Genomic DNA, 18144 nt, shown 5'->3' with positions numbered 1-18144 from the left:
ATGTAGTGACTTCTTGCGTGAGCGCCAGTAGAACTCGTTTCCATTCCATCGAGAGTGAGGAACATCACGTGGCGGACTCAATCTTACCTCACAAGGGATCCAGTGGTGTCTCGCGTCGCACATTCATGGCTAGAACAGGTTTCATACTGGGGGCTGCAGCCCTATCCGGTCACGCCACCGCCTCCCTGGCGGCGAGCCGCGCCATGGCCACGGTGATTGGCAGCGGGGAGCACGTCCCGGTCCTGGTGATCGGCACCGGGTACGGCGGTTCCGTGGCTGCTCTGCGGCTCGCCCGCGCGGGCATGCACGTCCACATGGTCGAGATGGGGATGTCCTGGGACACCCCTGGGTCGGACGGCAAGATCTTCGCCAACACGACGACTCCCGACGGCCGCTCGTACTGGCTCCGCACCAAGACCAAGCAGCCCCTCAGCAACTTCCTCGGCTTCCCCATCGACAGGTCGATCCCCCGCTACACCGGAATCCTGGACGCCGAGGACTTCAGCGGCATCACCGTCTACCAGGGGCGCGGGGTCGGCGGCGGCTCACTGGTCAACGGCGGTATGGCGGTCACGCCCAGGCGGGAGAACTTCGGCGCCGTCCTCCCCACGGTCAACGCCGACGAGATGTACTCCACCTACTACCCGCGCGCCAACGCGGGCCTCGGCGTCGGCACCGTCGACCCGGCGTGGTTCGACAGCGTCGCCTGCTACCAGTACGCCAGGGTCGGCCGTAAGCAGGCCCAGCGCTCCGGCTTCCCGTTCGTCTTCGTGCCCGATGTGTACGACTGGGACTACATGGAGCAGGAGGCGGCCGGCACGGTGCCCAAGTCGGCGCTGGACGGCGAGATCCTCTACGGCAACAACTACGGCAAGAAGTCGCTGCAGAAGACCTACCTCGCCCAGGCCCTGGCGACCGGAAGCGTCACCATCTCGCCTCTGCACAAGGTGACTTCGCTCGCCCCGGCATCGGCGGGCGGCTACACGGTCGTCATCGACCAGCTCCGCACCGACGGGAGCACCCAGGCCACCAAGACGGTGACCGCGGACAAGGTGTTCTTCGCGGCCGGCAGCGTCGGCACGAGCAAACTGCTGACCGAGCTGAAGGCCACCGGCAGACTGCCCGGCCTCAACGACGAGATCGGCAAGGGCTGGGGCGACAACGGCAACGTCATGTGCGGCCGCGCCAACCATGTGTGGGACCCGACCGGTGCGGTCCAGTCGAGCATCCCCTGCGGCGGCATCGACAACTGGGCCGCAGGTGGCGCGTTCGCCGAGGTCGCGCCGCTGCCCACCGGGATCGAGACGTTCGCCTCGTTCTATCTGTCGATCACGAAGAACCCGAACCGCGCCCAGTTCTCCTGGAACGCCGCGACCGGCAAGGTCGACCTGAACTGGCGGACCTCGTGGAAGCAGCCGTCGATCGACATGGCAAAAACGATCTTCGACAAGATCAACGCGAAGGAGGGAACGATCTACCGGACCGATCTCTTCGGTGTGTACAAGATCTGGGGCGACCACCTCACCTACCACCCGCTCGGTGGCGCGGTACTGGACCGGGCCACCGACAACTATGGTCGCCTGCACGGGTATTCGGGCCTCTACGTGATCGACGGCTCGCTGATCCCCGGCAACACCAGCGTCAACCCCTTCGTCACGATCACGGCCCTGGCCGAACGGAACATCGAGAAGATCATCGCCACCGATCTGTGACAGGGCGCGACGCGGCGGGCCGGCCGGTAGGAGGCGGGGGGACGGGCCTCCTACCGGGTTACGCCCCGGGTGCGAACCGAACCGACGGGCCCGGGGTGGGGCGGCCCAGTACCCGGGACACCCCGCTCAGCACCCGGGATGTCCGGTTCAGTGCCCGGGCAGCACGCACACGGCGTCGAGTCCCAGTACGTGGTTGAGCCGGCCGAACGCCAGCCAGGAGCCGATGCTCATGCTGAGCTCGACGATCTCGCGCTGGCTGTAATGCGCGGTCATCCGGGTCCAGAACTCCTCGTCCAGACCGTGGTGGTCCAGGGCGTACCGCTCGGCGTACTCGGCGGCCAGCCGGGTCCGGTCGTCGAAGCCCTCGGCGGTGCGCCACTCGCTCACCGCATCGGCGAACTCCTCCTCGACCTTGTCGCCGTCCCGTTCGGTGCGCCAGTCGAGGCAGAACAGACACCCGTTGATCTGCGCGATCCGCAGCCGGGCGGCCTCGAACTCACGCAGGCCGAGCGAGGTGTGCTGGTACACGGACAGGGAGAAGTTCGCGGCGGCCATCCCGATTCCGGGAACCATGCCGCCCCAGACGTATCCGATCGGTTCCTGGCCCTCGGGTATGTCGATGATCATGACTGCTTCCTTCCGAGTCTGCCGGTTGCGGGGCGCAGGGGGACGTCGAGTGCGTCGTAGAGTCCGGGTTCCGCGTCCACCAGCCAGTCGATGGCGTTCACGAGCCGTCCGACCGCGGTGGCGTTGCCGCCCGCCGAACGGTTCTCGTCCTCGTCGGTGGCCTCGACCGTGACCTCGATGCGCGGACGGCCCTCGATGATCACGCGGTGGGCACCGGCCCCGTCCGGCGGTGCCGGCCAGTCCGGGGCGCAGGACGGGTGGATGCGGGTGATGTGCTCAATGACGATGCGGGGTTCGCCCTCGACGATGCCCTGCACCTCGAAGCGCACCGCGCCCTGGGTGCCCGCCTCGAACTCTCCCATCGTCCGGGTGGTCACCGTCGTCTCCAGCGGCCGCCGGGCCATGGTCTCGCGGATGTCGTCGAGCTCCACGCCCAGGGCCCTGGCCATCAGCCGTATCTGCCCGCCCCACACCATCGTCGGGATGGAGGCCGCGAGCATCAGCGGCTCGTACTCCATGGGGTGTCCCATACCGATCAGATGGCGGACCGAGTCGGGCTGGTCGTAGGTGGAGTAGTCGAAGATCTCCTGGCACCGGATCACCTCGACCTCGGTCCCGAGTCCGCTGATCAGCAGGGGCAGTACGTCGTTGCCCCAGCCGGGGTCGACGCCGGAGACGAACAGCGAGCCGCCGCCGTCCGCGATGGCGGCCAGAACCGGTTCACGCAGTTCGGGCGGGGCGCCCCGCTGGTCGTAGAGCGCGTACAGGGCGGGAGTGACGACCACCGCACCCGTCCGGACCGCCCTGGCGATGTCGGCCAATGCCTCGTCGGGGCGGATGTCGCCGGAGGCCGCGTACACCACCGCGCCGGGAGCGGTGGCCAGCACCGCGTCGATGTCATCGGTCGCCGCGACGCCCAGATCGCGGCCGATCCCGGCAAGGCCGCCCGCGTCGCGGCCCACCTTGCGGGGATCGTGGACGAGCACATGCGCCAGCTTCAAGGCCGGATGGGCCTCGACGGCGCGGATGGCCGCGCGGCCGACATTGCCGGTACCCCAGACCACCGTGGAAATCATGCGGCGGAGGGTAGCGCGCGGGATGAAAGGTTCATAGTGCCATCGCCCACCCGGTTGAGGAGGGCGGCCGGGGCAGGCCCGCAGGCTCCGCCCCGGCCGGCCGGCTTCCCGGCTGTCCCCGCCCGAGAGCCCCTTCAGGGAGTCCCACAGCACGACGATGCCGCCCGTGTCGGTCACCGGCTCGACGTCCTCGCCGGGCAGACCGACGACCGCGTCGTCGTAGCCGTCCCCGTCGAGGTCGCCGGTGGCGAGAGCGCCACCGAAGGCGTCACCCGCCTCGGCGGCCCCCGGCACCCCGGGGGTGCTCTGGCTGAACACCACGGGCAGGCAGGTCCCGATGCCCGACGCCGCGCCGTACCGAACGGTCACGTAGCCCGCGTCTGACCGCCTACGCGGCGCAAGGGTCGTACGGCCATGCGAAAGGGGTGGGAGGGAGCCGCTCGGCTCCCTCCCACCCCTGCGCCCGGCTCCTCCCGAGGGCGGAGCCGTGTGACGTCAGTAGGCCCCGAAGACGTTGTCGATCGAGCCGTACGTGGCAGCTGCGTAGTTGCACGCGGCGGTGATGTTGGCGACGGGGTCGAAGATGTCCATCGACGTGCCGGGTACGTGGTAGGCCTGGAAGGTGGGCTGGATGACCTGCAGGAGGCCCTTCGAGGGCGTGCCGGCGGCGGCGTTCGAGTCCCAGTTGTTGACGATCTTCGGGTTGCCCGAGGACTCGCGGATGATGTTGCGGTAGATGCTGTCGTAGCTGCCGGGGATGCCGTGCTGGGCCATCACGGCCAGCGACTCCTTGATCCAGCCGTCGAGGTCGTTGGTGTACGACGTCGCGGCCGGCGCGGGAGCGGTGGCCGCGGTCTTCTGCGCGACGGGCGTGGCCGTCCGCTGGGAACGGTCGGCGCGGTCGGCCGACTGCGAGGCCTCGGCCGCGGGCTTGGACTCAGTCGTGGGCTGTGCCTTCGATTCGGCCGTGGGGGCCGCCTCGGGCGCTGTGGCCGCGGACTTGGCACCGATGGTCAGCTTGAGGCCCACGTGAATCAGATCGGGATTTCCGCCGATCGCACTCTGATTGTCCTCGTAGAGCCGCTCCCAGCCGCCACTGAGGGAATACCCCAGGGCGATCTTGGAAAGTGAATCACCGGAGACCACGGAATAGATGGTCGGCTCCGCATCGCGGACGGCAATTTCCTTGGCAGCAACGGAAGTCGAGGCCTTCGCCTTTTCCGCGGCGACGGAGTGCGCCGGTGCGGCCGAAGCCGACCCGGCCCCGATCAGGGGGAGCGCGAGAACGACTCCGCCCGTGCTCACGGCGATGAAACCGCGGGTCAGGGAGGTGGACTTGGAACGACGGTGCTTACCCATGATGGGCATGGCGCATTTCCTCTCCGCCGCCTGCGAGGTGAGCTGTCGGGTTCGGACTGGAGATGTCCGGCCGCACGTGATGGCGACTTCACCCCTAGCCGCTCCGGATACCGGACCGGCGGCAAAACTGGGTCCCCCGCTCCTGCCGTACGCGAGTGGGTTGGGTCACCGGACGGCGGCAGGATTCGGCGTTCCATCCGGATTGACGGTGACCGTAAGCGAAAGGCGCCGAGCGAAACAAGCCCTGAATTCCGAATCCCAATTGATTCGCAAGATCAACTAAAGGAAACGCTCACAATCAGGCCTCGCCGAGGAAGTCAATTCTCTTGGCGCGACAGGGAACCGAAGCCCGATACCCCGCGTGCGGGGCCGGAAAAGTGACGCTGACCACTGCGCCCGAAAGGGGCGGTTTGATGGATTTGATAGCGTTTGGTTAGTAGAAAACTACCCAAGGAGGTTCATTGCGATTTATTCGTAGCAATTGCCCCCAATCAAGACATTTGGGTGTCTCGGGGAGTCGGCCTGCCCGGACTCCGGGCAGGCTCGGCATCGGTCGGCGCCCCACCCGCCGCTCACGGCCGCAGCCGGCGCCGACGGCCTCCGGTGCAAGATGCCGTTCGGGCGCTTCGAGTACTTCGAGCGCTTCGCCGAGCCTGGTGTCGACGACGCGGGCGCGGTGAAGCCGGGCACGGTGGGCACGGCGAAGCAGAGTGCGGTGAAGCCGGGCGCGAACCCCAGTCACCGCACCGACGCGGAACTCCGCACCATCCGCCGCAAGGCGCTACCGGCTTCCGCCCCCGCGTCGGAGCTGCGCCGAAAGGTGATGCTGCAGCGGCTGACCTACCGCCGCGAGGTCATGGACGAATTCGAGCGTGCCGTCGTCCGTCAGGGTGTAGCGGCGACGGGTGGCGCCGACCTCCTTGGCGGTGGGTGCGAGGGCGACCTGATGGCTGGCGAGGTCGGCCACGCCGTCGACCGCGTGGCCCGTCAAGATCTCCGCGACACCGGTGGGCTGAGTGATCAACGCCTCCACGTGCCCGTCGGGCTGCATCCGCCACCAGCCGCTCTCCCGTGCCGACGGCCGCAGCGGGGCGCCGTCCGCGTCGAGCAGCCAGGCGCGCGCCTCGTAGTGGAGGAAGGGCCGCCCGTCGTGGCTGAAGGTGACCTCCTGCGCGTACCGGAACTCCCCGGCGAGCGTCGGGTATCCGCCGCGGCCCCGCCCGGCCCAGGTGCCCAGGAAGCCGGCCAGCGGTGCGAGCAGCGGATGCGGGGCAGGCGCTTCGTCCGGTCGGAACGCGTCGGGGTACGGGTGTTTCCGGGCGGGGTCGAACATCTTGCGAGCTCCTGGGTCGGGGACGGTGCCGGTGCCGGGTGGCACCGTAGGACCAGTGAACGCGAGGAAGCCGATGCCACGCCTTCACGCACCGCGCCTTTGACAGGGAGTCACTCCTCCTGACGGAAGTCCATCATGCAGAACACCTTGACGTAGCGGCGTTCACCGACAGCGACGAAGCCGGGCAGGCGCCCGTATTCGGTGAAGCCCAGCGCCCGGTAGAGGTGCAGTGCACCGCTGTTGTCGCCGCGGACATCCAGCGTGAGGACCTCGATCCCCGCCCGTCGGGCATCGTCGATCAGGGCGGCGGTCAGTGCCCGGCCGATACCACGGCCCTGGGCGGACGCCGCCACCGCGATCTTTTCGAGATCGGCGTGCGGACGATGGGTAGGCCGCGTGTGGCGCAGCCAGTACCCCACCCCGACCAGCTCACGGTCCAGATACGCGGCACGCAGGGCGGCATCACCCGCGTGCACCGCGGAGAAGACGTGGTCGAGGAGTTCCGCCACCTCGTCGTACGACGGGGGATCAACCCACCCCAGCGCGGCGCCTTCACGGACCAGGTCCGCCAGGATCCGATGGACCGACACCGCGAACCGGGCCCGCAGGTCCGGATCAGACGTCGGCTCCGTCGCGTCCAGGACGACGGGTTCAAGGGTCCCACCGCCGTTCGAAGCCGTGTTCATGACCCGCAGCCTAACCAACCCTCACCCAGCGAAATACCTGGACACCTTCCGCGGACAGACGAGAGCAGCGGAGAACCGCGGACCGACCGGGCGAACTTCGTTGATCGGTCCGCGGAAACCCTGGGGGGTGGGTCAGTTCCAGCGGTCCTGGTTGATGAAGTGGCTGAAGCCGCGCCAGGAGTTGGGTCCCATCACGCCGTCGATGGGGCCGGTGTAACCGTTCTGGGCGGCCAGGCGTTGGACGGCGGCCCAGGTGTTGGTACCGGGTACCCCGTCGATGGGGCCGGTGTAACCCCAGTTACGCATGTTCCGCTGGAGCGCGGCGTAGGTGTTGGGCCCCGGTACCCCGTCGATCGGACCGGTGTAACCCGACTCGATCCGCAACCAGTTCTGCGTCCGCTTCCACATCACCGCACCGGGAACACCGTCCTGCTCCGTCGACGTCTTCGGCAGCCCGCCTCCGCCGCCCCCGCCCAGGTAGTCCAGCGGGTTGACCCGGGTGCCGCCCGGGGTGATCAGGTGCCAGTGCACGTGTGGTCCGGTGGAGCTTCCCGAGCCCGGGGCTCCGACGGCGCCTCCTGAGTACCCGACGATCCCTCCCTTGCCGACCGAGGCGCCGTTGCCCAGCAGGAACTGGGACAGGTGCATGTACTGCGTCCGGTACCCGTCGCCGTGGGTGATGGTCACCGTGTGTCCACCGGTACCGTTGTTCGGAATGTTCGTGATGACACCGGCACCCGCAGCCGGCAGCGCGGTGCCGACGCCCATCCCGTAGTCGAGTCCGCCCAGCGAGCCGTCGTTGAGGTGGTCCTGCCAGGTACCGGTCATCTGATATCCGCTGAACGGGTTGTAGATGTCCAGCGCCTGGGCGGCGTTCCCCGAGAACAGCACGCCGCCGGCCGCCAGACCGAGCGTGGTGACCGAGCCGCGCAGCAACATGCGCCGGCTCATCTCGATCCGCGGCCGGACCTCCTGGCCGCCGTCGGGCCCATGGCTCTTGTGCACGGCAACTCCCTTGTTATTACTACGACTTGACTTGCCAGAGCGAGGCGGAGTCACGGTAGCCTACGCGCATAGATTTTGATAAAAACATGACAGATTCGCTACTGAGAGTCCCACCCTCACCGGCGGAACCATGCGCAGGTGTGGTGATGTGGAAGCGGACGCAGAACTGGTTGCGGATCGAGTCGGGTTACACCGGTCCGATCGACGGGGTACCCGGTACCAACACCTGGACCGCCGTCCAACGCCTGGCCGCCCAGAACGGTTACACCGGCCCCATCGACGACGTGATGGGACCCAACTCCTGGCGCGGCTTCAGCCACTTCATCAACCAGGACCGCTGGAACTGACCCACCAACGCTGGAACTGACCCACCCCCGGAGCACCCGCCGAGCCGTCCGGGACGAGGGAACCGGCCGAACCTGCGGCACAAAAAATCCCCGGTCCGCAATTGCGGACCGGGGATTTTCCCGGGTATATTGAGCGTTTCTGTGTGCCCACAGAAAAGGCCCCTCAATGGGGGCCGCTAAGAAAAACCATATCCGGCAGGGAGCCATTTTGTCAACTCGGGAAAGCTCCGAATTGCAGAAGGAGCAGGGATTCGTCGACCGGCTCTACGACCGTGTCGATGCGCTGCGCGGAGCAGCCGCCCAGCACGTCCAGGACGCGCTGACGCCGGTCGGAACCGGCCTGCAGGCCCGACACGAACGCGATGTGCTCGTCGCTGAACGCTCAGGTCTGCTGGCCGCCCTGAATGCCGTGGACGGCTCGCTGTGTTTCGGCCGCATCGACCTCTCCGACGGCACGGCGCACCATATCGGCCGTGTCGGAATCCGTGAGGACGACACCGCACACACCCCTGTGCTGATCGACTGGCGCGCGCCGGTGGCCCGCCCCTTCTATCTCGCCACCGGTCACACGACCATGGGGCTGCGTCGGCGCCGGCACATCACCACCGAGGGCCGCACCGTCACCGAGCTGCACGACGAGATCCTCGACCTCGGCGACCGTGAGCGCACCGGATTCGAGGACCCGAGCGGCGACGCCGTGCTGCTCGCCGCCGTGAACTCCGCCCGTACCGGCCGCATGGGCGACATCGTGCGGACCATCCAGGCGGAGCAGGACCGCATCATCCGCGCCCCGCACCGCGGTGTCCTCGTCGTCGAGGGCGGCCCCGGTACCGGCAAGACAGCGGTGGCACTGCACCGGGCTGCCTTCCTGCTGTACGAGCACCGCGAGCTGCTCGCCAAGCGCGCCGTCCTGATCGTGGGCCCCAACCCGGCCTTCCTGCGCTACATCGGCGAGGTGCTGCCCGCGCTCGGCGAGACCGGTGTCCTGCTCGCCACGCAGGCCGAGCTCTTCCCCGGGGTCCACGCCCATGGCACCGACACGGGCCGCGCAGCCGCGGTCAAGGGCGGTGCGGCGATGGCGGAGGCGCTCGCCCTCGCCGTCCGGGACCGGCAGCAGCTGCCCGAGCCCGGCGCCCCGCTGGTCATCGCGCACGACGACGGCGATCTCGTCCTCGACTGGGAGATCGCCTACGAGGCCCGGCAGGCGGCCCGGGACACCCGGTTGCCCCACAACCTCGCCCGCCCGCACTTCGCCTTCCGGATCATCGACGCCCTCACCTCGCAGCTCACCGAACGCATCGGCGCCGACCCGCACGGCGGTCCCAACTTCCTCGGCCCCGACGACATCGCCCAGCTCGGCAGGAACGTCGCGCTCAGCAAGGAGGTGCACGCCGCCGTCGACGACCTGTGGCCGCCCCTCACCCCGGAGCGGTTCCTCACCGACTATCTGGCCGACCCCGTGTACGTACCGGACGAGGACGCCGACGCTGTCCGCCGCGCGCCCGGCGAAGGAACATGGACCCCTGCCGACGTCCCGCTGCTCGACGAGGTGGCGGAACTCCTCGGGGTCGACGACAGCGCCGAGCGGGCCGCCGCCGAGGCCGAGCGCCAGGAGCGGATCGCGTACGCGCAGGGCGTTCTGGAGCTGTCGAGGGGTTCGGAGTCGTACGAGTTCGAGGACGAGGAGTCCGAGATGCTCGCCGCGCACGACATCATCGACGCCGAACGGATGGCGGAGCGGCAGGAGGAGGCCGATCACCGCAGCGCGGCGGAGCGTGCCGCCGCCGACCGGACCTGGGCGTTCGGGCACATCATCGTCGACGAGGCACAGGAGCTGTCGCCGATGGCGTGGCGGCTGCTGATGCGTCGTTCACCGACCCGCGCGATGACCCTGGTCGGCGACCCCGCGCAGACCTCCGAGGAGGCCGGTGTCGGTTCGTGGCAGAGGATCCTGGAGCCGTACGTCGGTGACCGCTTCGAACACGTCACGCTCGGGGTCAACTACCGCACGCCCGCGGAGATCATGGAGCTGGCCGCGAGGGTCGTACGCGCCGACGACCCGTCCTTCGAGCCGCCGGGATCGGTGCGGTCCACCGGTGAGCTGCCGTGGACGCGGGATGCCGGGGAGGATCTCGCGGGCGCGGTGGCACTGGCGGTGGCGGAGCTGACGCCCGTCGAGGGACGCCTTGCGGTGATCGCGCCGGCGGAGCTCCACGAGGAGATCGCGGCTCCGCTGGAAGGAGTCACGGCCGGTGCCGAGCCCGATCTGACCCGCCCGGTGGTGCTGCTCGCCCCGCGGCAGGCAAAGGGGCTCGAGTTCGATCACGTGCTGGTCGTGGAGCCCGCCCGGTACGGGACCAGCGACCTGTACGTGGCGCTGACCCGTGCCACACAGCGGCTGGGCATCATCCACCGGGAGAAGCTGCCCGGGTCCCTGCGCTGACGGCGCCGGGGAAGAGCGGACCGGGATCCGGCGGCGGCCAGTCGCCGGACAGCCGGCCCGGTCGGCCCCCGGGAAGGGAGCACATGGCTCATGAGGACAGCGGCGTCGCCGCTTCGAGGGTGACGAAGAGCGCGAAGGCCGCGTTCAGCGACGACAGAGTGGACAGGGCCGTTCCCGCCGCGGCGACGAACGCCGCGATCCCCGTCGGGGTGTGAACAGGGGGCCAGCCCCGCTCCGGCGGCACCGGACCGAGCAGCGCGGCGACCCGCCGGGGGACGGGTCCGGCCGCGGCGAAGGCCGCGACGGTCCCGGTGGCGGCCCGGTGCGAGATGATCGCCGCCTTGCCGACAGCGCGGGCCGTGAGCCGCCGGTCCCCGGTGCTGACGGCGGCCTCCTCGTCGGCCCAGCGCTCCGTGCTGTACGTGATGGCCGCACGCAGCGGCCGCAGCAGCGGGTTCGCGCAGCCGGCCAACTGGACGGCGAGCAGCAGACGGTGGTGCCGTCCGGCGAGATGGGACCGCTCGTGCGCGAGAAGCGCTCGCTGCTCGGCCTCCGTCAGGCAGTCGAGCATGGCGGAGGAGACCATGATCCTGCCGGGTGAGCCCGGCAACGCGTACGCATACGGCACACCGTCGGGCAGAACGGCGACTTCGGCCGTCGTCGCCAGCCCGGCCAGCGTCCGGTGCGCACGGGAACGGAAACGGCAGTGGTGCCATACGGTGACCGCGCAGGCCACGGCTACGGCCGTGAGCGCGGCGATCGCCGTCTTGCCGGCGAACCTGTCGTGCGGAACGGCCTTCCTGACTTCGTCGTCGGACCAGCCGTCCGGGAGTGGGTTGCCCGGCAGCTGGGCCGTGCCGACCACCACCAGAAGGCCGAGGCAGAGGGTGCTGCACGACGCCATGATGACGGCGATGGTCGCGAGCAGACGGGCGGCGCTTCGCGGGTGCAGGTGCTGTTCCGCGAGGCGCGCGATGGGGAGCGCCGTGAGCGGCAGGACCAGGGGCAGATAGACGAAGACGCCCATCGGTCAACTCTCCGATTCGTCCGCGGGCGGTCCGGCCGGGCCGGGACCGTTGTCGCTGAGCAGCGACCGCAGGAGAGCCTCGTCGTCCGGCGACAGTGCGGAGACGAAGCTGGACAGCACGGCGTCCCGGTCGTCCCGCTGGTCCAGAAGCCGGCGCATGCGAAACGCGGTGAGGCCCGCCCCGTTCGCCGTCGACTGCCACAGCACCGGGCGCCCCGAACCCGTTCGGGTGACCGCCTGCTTGTCGAGCAGCCGGGTCAGGATCGTGATGACCGTGCTGTACGACAGACCGCCGTCGAGACGCTCCTGCACCCATGCCGCGGTGACGGGCTCGCTCGCCCCGCCCAGCACGGTCAACACCTGGGTCTCGAGTTCACCCTGCCCGCGCCGGCGGGCCCGCGGCTCCCCCGGCCGGCCGTCCTTCTCCCCGCCCACGACGCGGCCCCTTTCATGCGACTGCCCGGATCCGCTCGCCCAACTGCCGGGCGCCGGGGCATAGTACCCAGCAGCTCGGGCGCCTCGTGAGCTCGCCGAAGCCCGGACCGCACACCCGCGAACAAACTCTACAGTGCTGTAGATTTCAGGTGCTGTCATTCGGTGCCCGCACGGTCACGCGTGGGCACAACGATGCGTAGAGGGAGAGAACCATGGGTGTGAGCCTCGCCAAGGGCGGAAACGTCTCACTGACCAAGGAGGCACCGGGGCTTACCGCGGTGCTCGTCGGACTGGGCTGGGACGTCCGCACGACCACCGGTACGGACTACGACCTGGACGCCAGCGCCCTGCTGTGCGACGAGTCCGGGAAGGTCCGCTCGAACGAACAGTTCGTCTTCTACAACAACCTCAAGAGCCCCGACGGTTCGGTCGAGCACACCGGCGACAACCTGACCGGAGAGGGCGAGGGCGACGACGAGGTCGTCAAGGTCGACCTCGCCGCTGTGCCGGCCGACGTCGCCAAGGTCGTGTTCCCCGTGTCGATCCACGATGCGGAGGGACGGGGCCAGAGCTTCGGTCAGGTCCGCAACGCCTACATCCGCGTGGTCAACCAGGCGGGCGGAGCCGAGATCGCCCGCTACGACCTCAGCGAGGACGCCTCCACCGAGACCGCCATGGTCTTCGGCGAGTTGTACCGCAACGGTGCCGAGTGGAAGTTCCGCGCCGTCGGCCAGGGCTACGCCACCGGGCTCAGCGGCATCGTCGCCGACTTCGGAGTAAGCCTCTGACCCGTTCCGGGTCACCGTCGTACCGCCCCTGCCGAAAGTGGAGCCATGACCGTCAATCTGTCCAAGGGCCAGCAGATCAGCCTCACCAAGAGCGGTGGTGGGGAACTCACCGTCGTACGCATGGGTCTGGGCTGGAAGTCCGCACCCCGCAGGGGGTTCCTCGCCCGGCTGACTGCCCGTGAGATCGACCTCGACGCCTCTGCCGTCCTGTTCGCCGGCAAGACCCCGCAGGACGTCGTCTTCTTCCAGCACCTGACCAGTGACGACGGATCGGTCCGGCACACCGGCGACAACCGCGTCGGCGGCGCGGGCCAGGGCGATGACGACGAGTCGATCGTCGTGGACCTGCAGCGCGTTCCGGCCCAGGTCGATCAGATCGTCTTCACCGTGAACTCGTTCACCGGCCAGACCTTCGAGGAGGTCGACAACGCCTTCTGCCGTCTGGTCGACGAGACCACCGGCCAGGAACTGGCGCGCTACACGCTGACCGGTGGCGGACGCCACACCGCGCAGATCATGGCCAAGGTCCAACGGTCCGGTGCGGGATGGCAGATGACGGCCATCGGCACCCCGGCGCAGGGGCGCACCTTCCAGGACCTGATGCCGGCCGTCGCCGCGCATCTCTAGAGCCTTCTCGCCAGACCTTCTCCTCGCACCACTGCCGGCACTGACCGCTTCGACCGACCCTGGAGTATTCGAATGGCCCTGTGGGACCGCATCAAGGAATCGGCCTCGACGATGCAGACACAGCTCAACGCCAAGAAGAACGACCTCAAGAGCGGGGCCTTCCGCGACGCGAGCATGGCGGTGTGCGCGCTCGTGGCCGCGGCCGACGGCTCCATCGATCCCTCCGAGCGTCAGCGGGTGACCTCCCTGATCACGGGGAACGAGGTACTGCAGAACTTTCCCGCCGAAGATCTGCAGCGCCGGTTCAACGACTACTGCCAGCAGCTGACCTCCGACTTCGCCTTCGGGAAGGTCAGCCTCCTCCAGACCATCGGCAAGGTCGGCAAGAAGCCCACCGAGGCCCGCGCGGTCATCCAGATCGGCATCGTCATCGGCGGTGCCGACGGCGACTTCGACAACGCCGAGCGCGCCGTGGTCCGCGAAGCCTGCTTCGCGGCCGGCATCTCGCCGAACGAATTCGACCTGTAGGTCCTCAGGATCCCGGGCGTGCCGTTCCCACACGGCACGCCCACTCGGCCGCAGCGCCGGCCGAGGCGCTAAGGACCCCCGGGATACGGGGTCTGCTGACGCCGTCCGCTGTCAGCACGCGGGGGCCGCGCATCCGGGGTCTCGGCGCCCCCGGCGGGCAGTTCTGCGGCCCGCTCCCCCGGGACGATCCGGGGTGTGACCCGTCGGCGTCCGGCCGTGGCGCCTTGCACGCCCACTTCACTCCTGGGCGCTGTCGCGGCGGTAGAACCAGGCCGCGTTCATCCGGGGAGCCGCCCAGTAGGCGAACAGCAGCGCGGCCGCGAAGACCGGAACCGCCAGAACACGGGCCTCCCGGCGGCGTACGAGCCGGGAGTGCTCGGGCCTGAGGACCAGGCCGAGCACGAAGAGCGGCAGGAACTGCAGGACGCGTTGAAGGTCGAGGTCGTCACCGATGTCGGGCGAGACCGACGCCAGGATCGCGATCGCGAGGGACAACGACAGCGGCCACCTGACGGTCTTCCACAGCGGAGTGGTCGGCCGCCAGACGAACAACGCGATCGAGAAGCTCTCCCCCGCCGCCCGCCCGGTGCGGACGGCGGGGTTCCGGGGAGCCTTGACACCCCGGAGCGGCAGGAGGAGCATCCTCACGTCGTTGACAACGTTGTCGGAGCGACGCCGTTCCGCAGTGGTCGCGGCGCACCTGCTCCCACCGCGTTGACCGTTCGTCATACACGAAGGGCAGGAACGGTGTCAGACACGCACACCCATCGGACGCACACCGGGCTCAGAGTCATCAGCGCCGTCGCGGTCGCCGCCATGGCCGCGCTGGGGGCTGCCACGACGGCTGCCCCCGCCTCGGCGGCATCCCCGCACGACACCGTCAAGAAACCCGTGTCGTACGTCAACCCGCTGATCGGCACGTCCAACGCGGGCAACACCTATCCCGGCGCCGTGCAGCCGTTCGGCATGCTGGCCTGGAGTCCGCAGAACTCGAGGGGCAAGCAGGTCTCGACGCCCGCTCCCGGCGGCTACCAGTACGACGCGACGAAGATCCGCGGCTTCAGTCTCACCCATCTCAACGGCGTCGGATGCTCCGGTGCGAACGGTGACATCCCGGTCATGCCGTACGTGGGTGACGTCGACTCCTCGCCCAGCGCGGACACCACCGACGCGAAGTACGCCAGCGCCTTCTCGCACGCCGACGAGTCCGCCTCGCCCGGCTACTACAGGGTCGGCCTGGCAAGTGGAGCGTCCGCGGCGCTCACCACGACCGCCCGGACCGGCTCGGGGAAGTTCGGCTTCCCCGCGGACAAGCCGGCGAGCATACTCTTTCGCACCTCGAACTCGGAGAGCGGCAGCACCGGCGCAACCGTGAAGATCGACAAGGCCGCCCGGACCGTGACGGGCTCCGTCACAGCGGGCAACTTCTGCGGTCCGCAGAGCGCGAACAACCGCAAGGATCTCTACACGCTCTACTTCACCGCCCACTTCGACAAGGCGTTCGCGAAGGTCGGCACCTGGACGGACGGCACGGTCAGTCCCGGCTCCACCACTGCCTCCGGCGGTACGGGATACAGCTCGTCCGGCAACGCCGTGGAGGGCAAGGGCTCCGGCGCGTACATCACCTTCGCCGGCAACACCACCGAGGCCGGGGCCAAGGTCGCCGTCTCCTACGTCAGCCCGCAGAACGCCGAGGCCAACCTCCGTAAGGAGAACGGGCCCCGCGAGAGCTTCGACTCCGTCAGGAGCCGGGCCGCCGACGTCTGGAACAGGACACTGAAGTCGGTCGAGGTGGGCGGCGGCACCGACGCCCGGCGCACCACGTTCTACACCGCGCTCTACCACTCCATGCTGGAGCCCACCCTCACCAGCGACGTGGACGGCCGTTACCTCGGCGCCGACCGCAAGCCGCACCGGCTCGCCAGGGGGCAGAAGGCCCAGTACGGCACCTTCTCCGGATGGGACCAGTACCGCGCGCAGGTGCAGCTGATGACGCTGCTCAATCCGCGGGCGGGCAGCGACTACGCGCAGTCGCTCTACAACTACGCCGGCCAGCGTGGTGGCGAGTGGGACCGGTGGCTGCTGGAGAACGGCAAGACGAGCGTGATGTCGGGTGATCCGTCGGATGCGGCTCTTGCCGGGATCTACGCCTTCGGCGGCCATGACTTCGACGTCAAGGGCGCGCTGAAGTCGCTCGTTCGGGCCGCGACGGTGCCCACGGCGAACGACTCGGACAGCTCTGGCTGCAACGTCGAGTGCGTGGGCCAGCGGCCCGCGCTCGACAAGTATCTGGAGCTCGGGTACGTACCGGCCGACAACTGTCACTGCTGGGGAGGGGCGGCCGAGACGCTGGAGGACGCGGCGGCCGACTACGGACTGTCCGAGCTGTCCCGGCAGACCGGGAGGACCGCCGACGCGAAGAGGTTCCTGGACCGCTCGGGGAACTGGACGAACGTCTTCGACGCCAACGCCACTCCACAGGGCGGCTACATCCGCGACCGCAAGGCCGACGGCACATGGGCGGGCACCTTCACACCGGGCACCGGCAGCGGCTTCGTCGAGGGGTCCAGCGCGCGGTACACCTGGATGGTGTACTCGGACGTGGCGGGCCTCGCCGGCGCGATGGGCGGCGACGACCAGGCAATGATGCGTCTGGATGCCTTCTTCCGTACCCCGGACGGGAAGTTCGACTTCTCGGCGAAGGACGACACCCGGTACGACGCGACCAACGAGCCGGACATCAACGCCCCCTACCTGTACGACTACCTGGGGGCTCCGTACAAGACGCAGGAGACGGTCCGCGCGGAGCTGGACCAGCTGTGGACCGACACCCCCGGCGGCATCCCCGGCAACGACGACGCCGGGACCATGTCGTCCTGGTACGTCTTCTCGGCGCTCGGCATGTACCCGCAGAACCCGAGCCGGGCCGATCTGGTCCTCTCCGCTCCGCTGTTCCCGCACGCGGTGGTGCACACCGGGCACGGCAGGACGATCACGGTGGACGCACCCGCCGCCTCGGCGGACAACACCTACATCCACGGTCTGAAGGTCAACGGCCGGACGTCCACGAAGCCGTGGGTCCCCGCCTCGCTCGTCACCCGTGGCGGCACGCTGGACTACACCCTCGGCTCGACCGCGGACACCTCCTGGGGCGCCGCGAAGGCCGATGCGCCGCCGTCCTTCCCCGGTGGCGGCCTGAAGTACTTCACCGGCGCGACTCCGGAACAGCTGAAGGTCGAGCCGGGATCCGGCAGCGCGGAGACGACCGTCAAGGTGCAGAGCCTGGAGACGGCGGCCACCACCGTTCACTGGACGGCCAAGGCACCGGCCGGTGTCACCGTCTCACCCGCGGAGGGCGACTTCACGGTCCCGGCACGCGGTTCGGCGAGCCAGAAAATCACCGTGTCGGCCGCGGCGGACACCGCCGAGGGCCACTACACGGTCCCGGTGACGCTGAAGTCGTCCACGGGCGAGGAACTCCCGAAGACGTCGGCCGCGGTGACCGTCGCCGAGCGCAACAGCATGCTGTGGAATCGCAACAGCACCGCTGTCTCCGCCGACGACGACAACCCGCAGGCCAACTTCGACGGTGAAGGCTGGAGTTACTCGGCCAAGGCGCTCGCCGCGGCGGGCGTGACGCCGGGCGGGACGGTCTCGTCCGGCGGCTTCGACTTCGGCTGGCCCCAGGTGGGCGCGGGCGATCCGGACAACATCGAGGTGGCCGGCGCCGAACCGCATGTGCTGAACGTTCCGTCCGCGGCCGGGGACACGAAGCTCAGCCTGCTGGGCAGTGCCGCCGAGGGCTCGGCATCCGGCCGGGCCACGCTGACGTACACCGACGGCACCACGCAGCAGGCGGAGATCGGCTTCAGCGACTGGACGCTGGGCGGCGGCGCGGAGAAGCCGTCGTTCGGCAACACGATCGCCGTCCACACCGCCTACCGCGACGTCCAGGGCGGCGGAACGGACCCGGTGGGCACCGAGGTGTTCGCCACCGCTCCGGTCGAACTCCGGGCGGGCAAGCAACTGGCGAGCGTGACCCTGCCGTCCACCACGGACGGAGGCGTGATCCACATCTTCGCCGCGGCCACCGCCTGACCCAGCGCACCTGAACGGGCCGTCCCGGCAAAGGTATTGCCTTTGCCGGAACG

General features: G+C 69.2%; 15 protein-coding genes, 2 pseudogenes and 1 riboswitch. Of the genes and pseudogenes, 7 read left to right on the top strand and 10 right to left on the bottom strand.

Annotated elements, in window-relative coordinates; genetic code table 11:
- The first annotated feature begins 125 nt into the window (after window positions 1-125).
- Complete coding sequence (locus tag FHX80_RS30125; protein WP_145767648.1) at window positions 126-1712, top strand: GMC oxidoreductase; 1587 nt, start codon at window positions 126-128, stop codon at window positions 1710-1712.
- A gap of 147 nt (window positions 1713-1859) precedes the next feature.
- On the opposite strand, the gene FHX80_RS30120 is transcribed toward FHX80_RS30125, so the two are convergent.
- From FHX80_RS30120 to FHX80_RS30095, 7 genes and pseudogenes are all read right to left on the bottom strand, one after another.
- On the bottom strand, window positions 1860-2339 hold the full coding sequence (locus FHX80_RS30120) for a carboxymuconolactone decarboxylase family protein (RefSeq protein WP_145767647.1): 480 nt from the start codon (window positions 2337-2339) through the stop codon (window positions 1860-1862).
- Complete coding sequence (locus tag FHX80_RS30115) at window positions 2336-3415, bottom strand: NAD(P)H-dependent amine dehydrogenase family protein (protein WP_145768117.1); 1080 nt, start codon at window positions 3413-3415, stop codon at window positions 2336-2338. The genes FHX80_RS30120 and FHX80_RS30115 overlap by 4 nt, the downstream gene beginning before the upstream one ends.
- A 198-nt stretch (window positions 3416-3613) precedes the next feature.
- Window positions 3614-3709 (bottom strand): annotated as a pseudogene (locus FHX80_RS36885) (hypothetical protein); the annotation flags it as partial.
- Between the two features lie 201 nt (window positions 3710-3910).
- Complete coding sequence (locus FHX80_RS30110; RefSeq protein ID WP_145767646.1) at window positions 3911-4783, bottom strand: LysM peptidoglycan-binding domain-containing protein; 873 nt, start codon at window positions 4781-4783, stop codon at window positions 3911-3913.
- 3 nt (window positions 4784-4786) lie between these two features.
- Window positions 4787-4975: riboswitch (cyclic di-AMP (ydaO/yuaA leader) on the bottom strand.
- 580 nt (window positions 4976-5555) lie between these two features.
- Window positions 5556-6107, bottom strand: a complete 552-nt coding sequence (locus FHX80_RS30105; RefSeq protein ID WP_145767645.1) for a nitrobindin family protein — start codon at window positions 6105-6107, stop codon at window positions 5556-5558.
- 110 nt (window positions 6108-6217) lie between these two features.
- On the bottom strand, window positions 6218-6793 hold the full coding sequence (locus tag FHX80_RS30100) for a GNAT family N-acetyltransferase (RefSeq protein WP_145767644.1): 576 nt from the start codon (window positions 6791-6793) through the stop codon (window positions 6218-6220).
- A 132-nt stretch (window positions 6794-6925) separates the two neighbouring features.
- Window positions 6926-7798, bottom strand: coding sequence for a peptidoglycan DD-metalloendopeptidase family protein (locus FHX80_RS30095; RefSeq protein WP_145767643.1), 873 nt, complete (start codon window positions 7796-7798; stop codon window positions 6926-6928).
- Between the two features lie 146 nt (window positions 7799-7944).
- Here FHX80_RS30095 and FHX80_RS30090 point away from each other — a divergent pair, with 146 nt between their 5' ends.
- A complete protein-coding gene (locus FHX80_RS30090; RefSeq protein WP_244318675.1) occupies window positions 7945-8145 on the top strand; it encodes a hypothetical protein in 201 nt (66 codons plus the stop codon).
- A 232-nt stretch (window positions 8146-8377) separates the two neighbouring features.
- Window positions 8378-10588: a HelD family protein gene (locus tag FHX80_RS30085; RefSeq protein WP_145767642.1), complete on the top strand. Its 2211-nt coding sequence runs from the start codon at window positions 8378-8380 to the stop codon at window positions 10586-10588.
- Between the two features lie 88 nt (window positions 10589-10676).
- Here FHX80_RS30085 and FHX80_RS30080 read toward each other — a convergent pair whose 3' ends face one another.
- Window positions 10677-11615 (bottom strand): M56 family metallopeptidase, encoded by a 939-nt coding sequence (locus FHX80_RS30080; RefSeq protein WP_145767641.1) that lies wholly within the window; start codon window positions 11613-11615, stop codon window positions 10677-10679.
- Window positions 11616-11618: 3 nt separating this feature from the next.
- Window positions 11619-12050 carry a BlaI/MecI/CopY family transcriptional regulator gene (locus tag FHX80_RS30075; RefSeq protein ID WP_244318673.1) on the bottom strand — a complete coding sequence of 144 codons (432 nt, stop codon included), beginning with the start codon at window positions 12048-12050 and terminating at the stop codon, window positions 11619-11621.
- 212 nt (window positions 12051-12262) lie between these two features.
- Between FHX80_RS30075 and FHX80_RS30070 the strand changes: the two genes are divergently transcribed.
- From FHX80_RS30070 to FHX80_RS30060, 3 genes are all read left to right on the top strand, one after another.
- The gene (locus tag FHX80_RS30070; RefSeq protein WP_145767639.1) at window positions 12263-12838 is read left to right on the top strand and encodes a TerD family protein; all 576 of its coding nucleotides are present in this window, start codon (window positions 12263-12265) and stop codon (window positions 12836-12838) included.
- A gap of 45 nt (window positions 12839-12883) precedes the next feature.
- Entirely contained in the window at window positions 12884-13465 is a 582-nt protein-coding gene (locus FHX80_RS30065) for a TerD family protein (protein WP_145767638.1), read from the top strand.
- Window positions 13466-13537: 72 nt separating this feature from the next.
- Window positions 13538-13993, top strand: a complete 456-nt coding sequence (locus tag FHX80_RS30060; RefSeq protein WP_145767637.1) for a tellurite resistance TerB family protein — start codon at window positions 13538-13540, stop codon at window positions 13991-13993.
- 240 nt (window positions 13994-14233) lie between these two features.
- Here the strand turns inward: FHX80_RS30060 and FHX80_RS30055 are convergent.
- Window positions 14234-14557: pseudogene (locus tag FHX80_RS30055) on the bottom strand (acyltransferase family protein); the annotation flags it as partial.
- Between the two features lie 252 nt (window positions 14558-14809).
- Here FHX80_RS30055 and FHX80_RS30050 point away from each other — a divergent pair.
- A complete protein-coding gene (locus FHX80_RS30050; RefSeq protein ID WP_145768116.1) occupies window positions 14810-18091 on the top strand; it encodes a GH92 family glycosyl hydrolase in 3282 nt (1093 codons plus the stop codon).
- The last annotated feature ends 53 nt before the right edge of the window (window positions 18092-18144 follow it).

The organism is Streptomyces brevispora, from assembly GCF_007829885.1.
GTDB lineage: Bacteria > Actinomycetota > Actinomycetes > Streptomycetales > Streptomycetaceae > Streptomyces > Streptomyces brevispora.
Note: the sequence above shows the minus strand (reverse complement) of the source record. Positions and strands in the feature narration are given on the sequence as shown.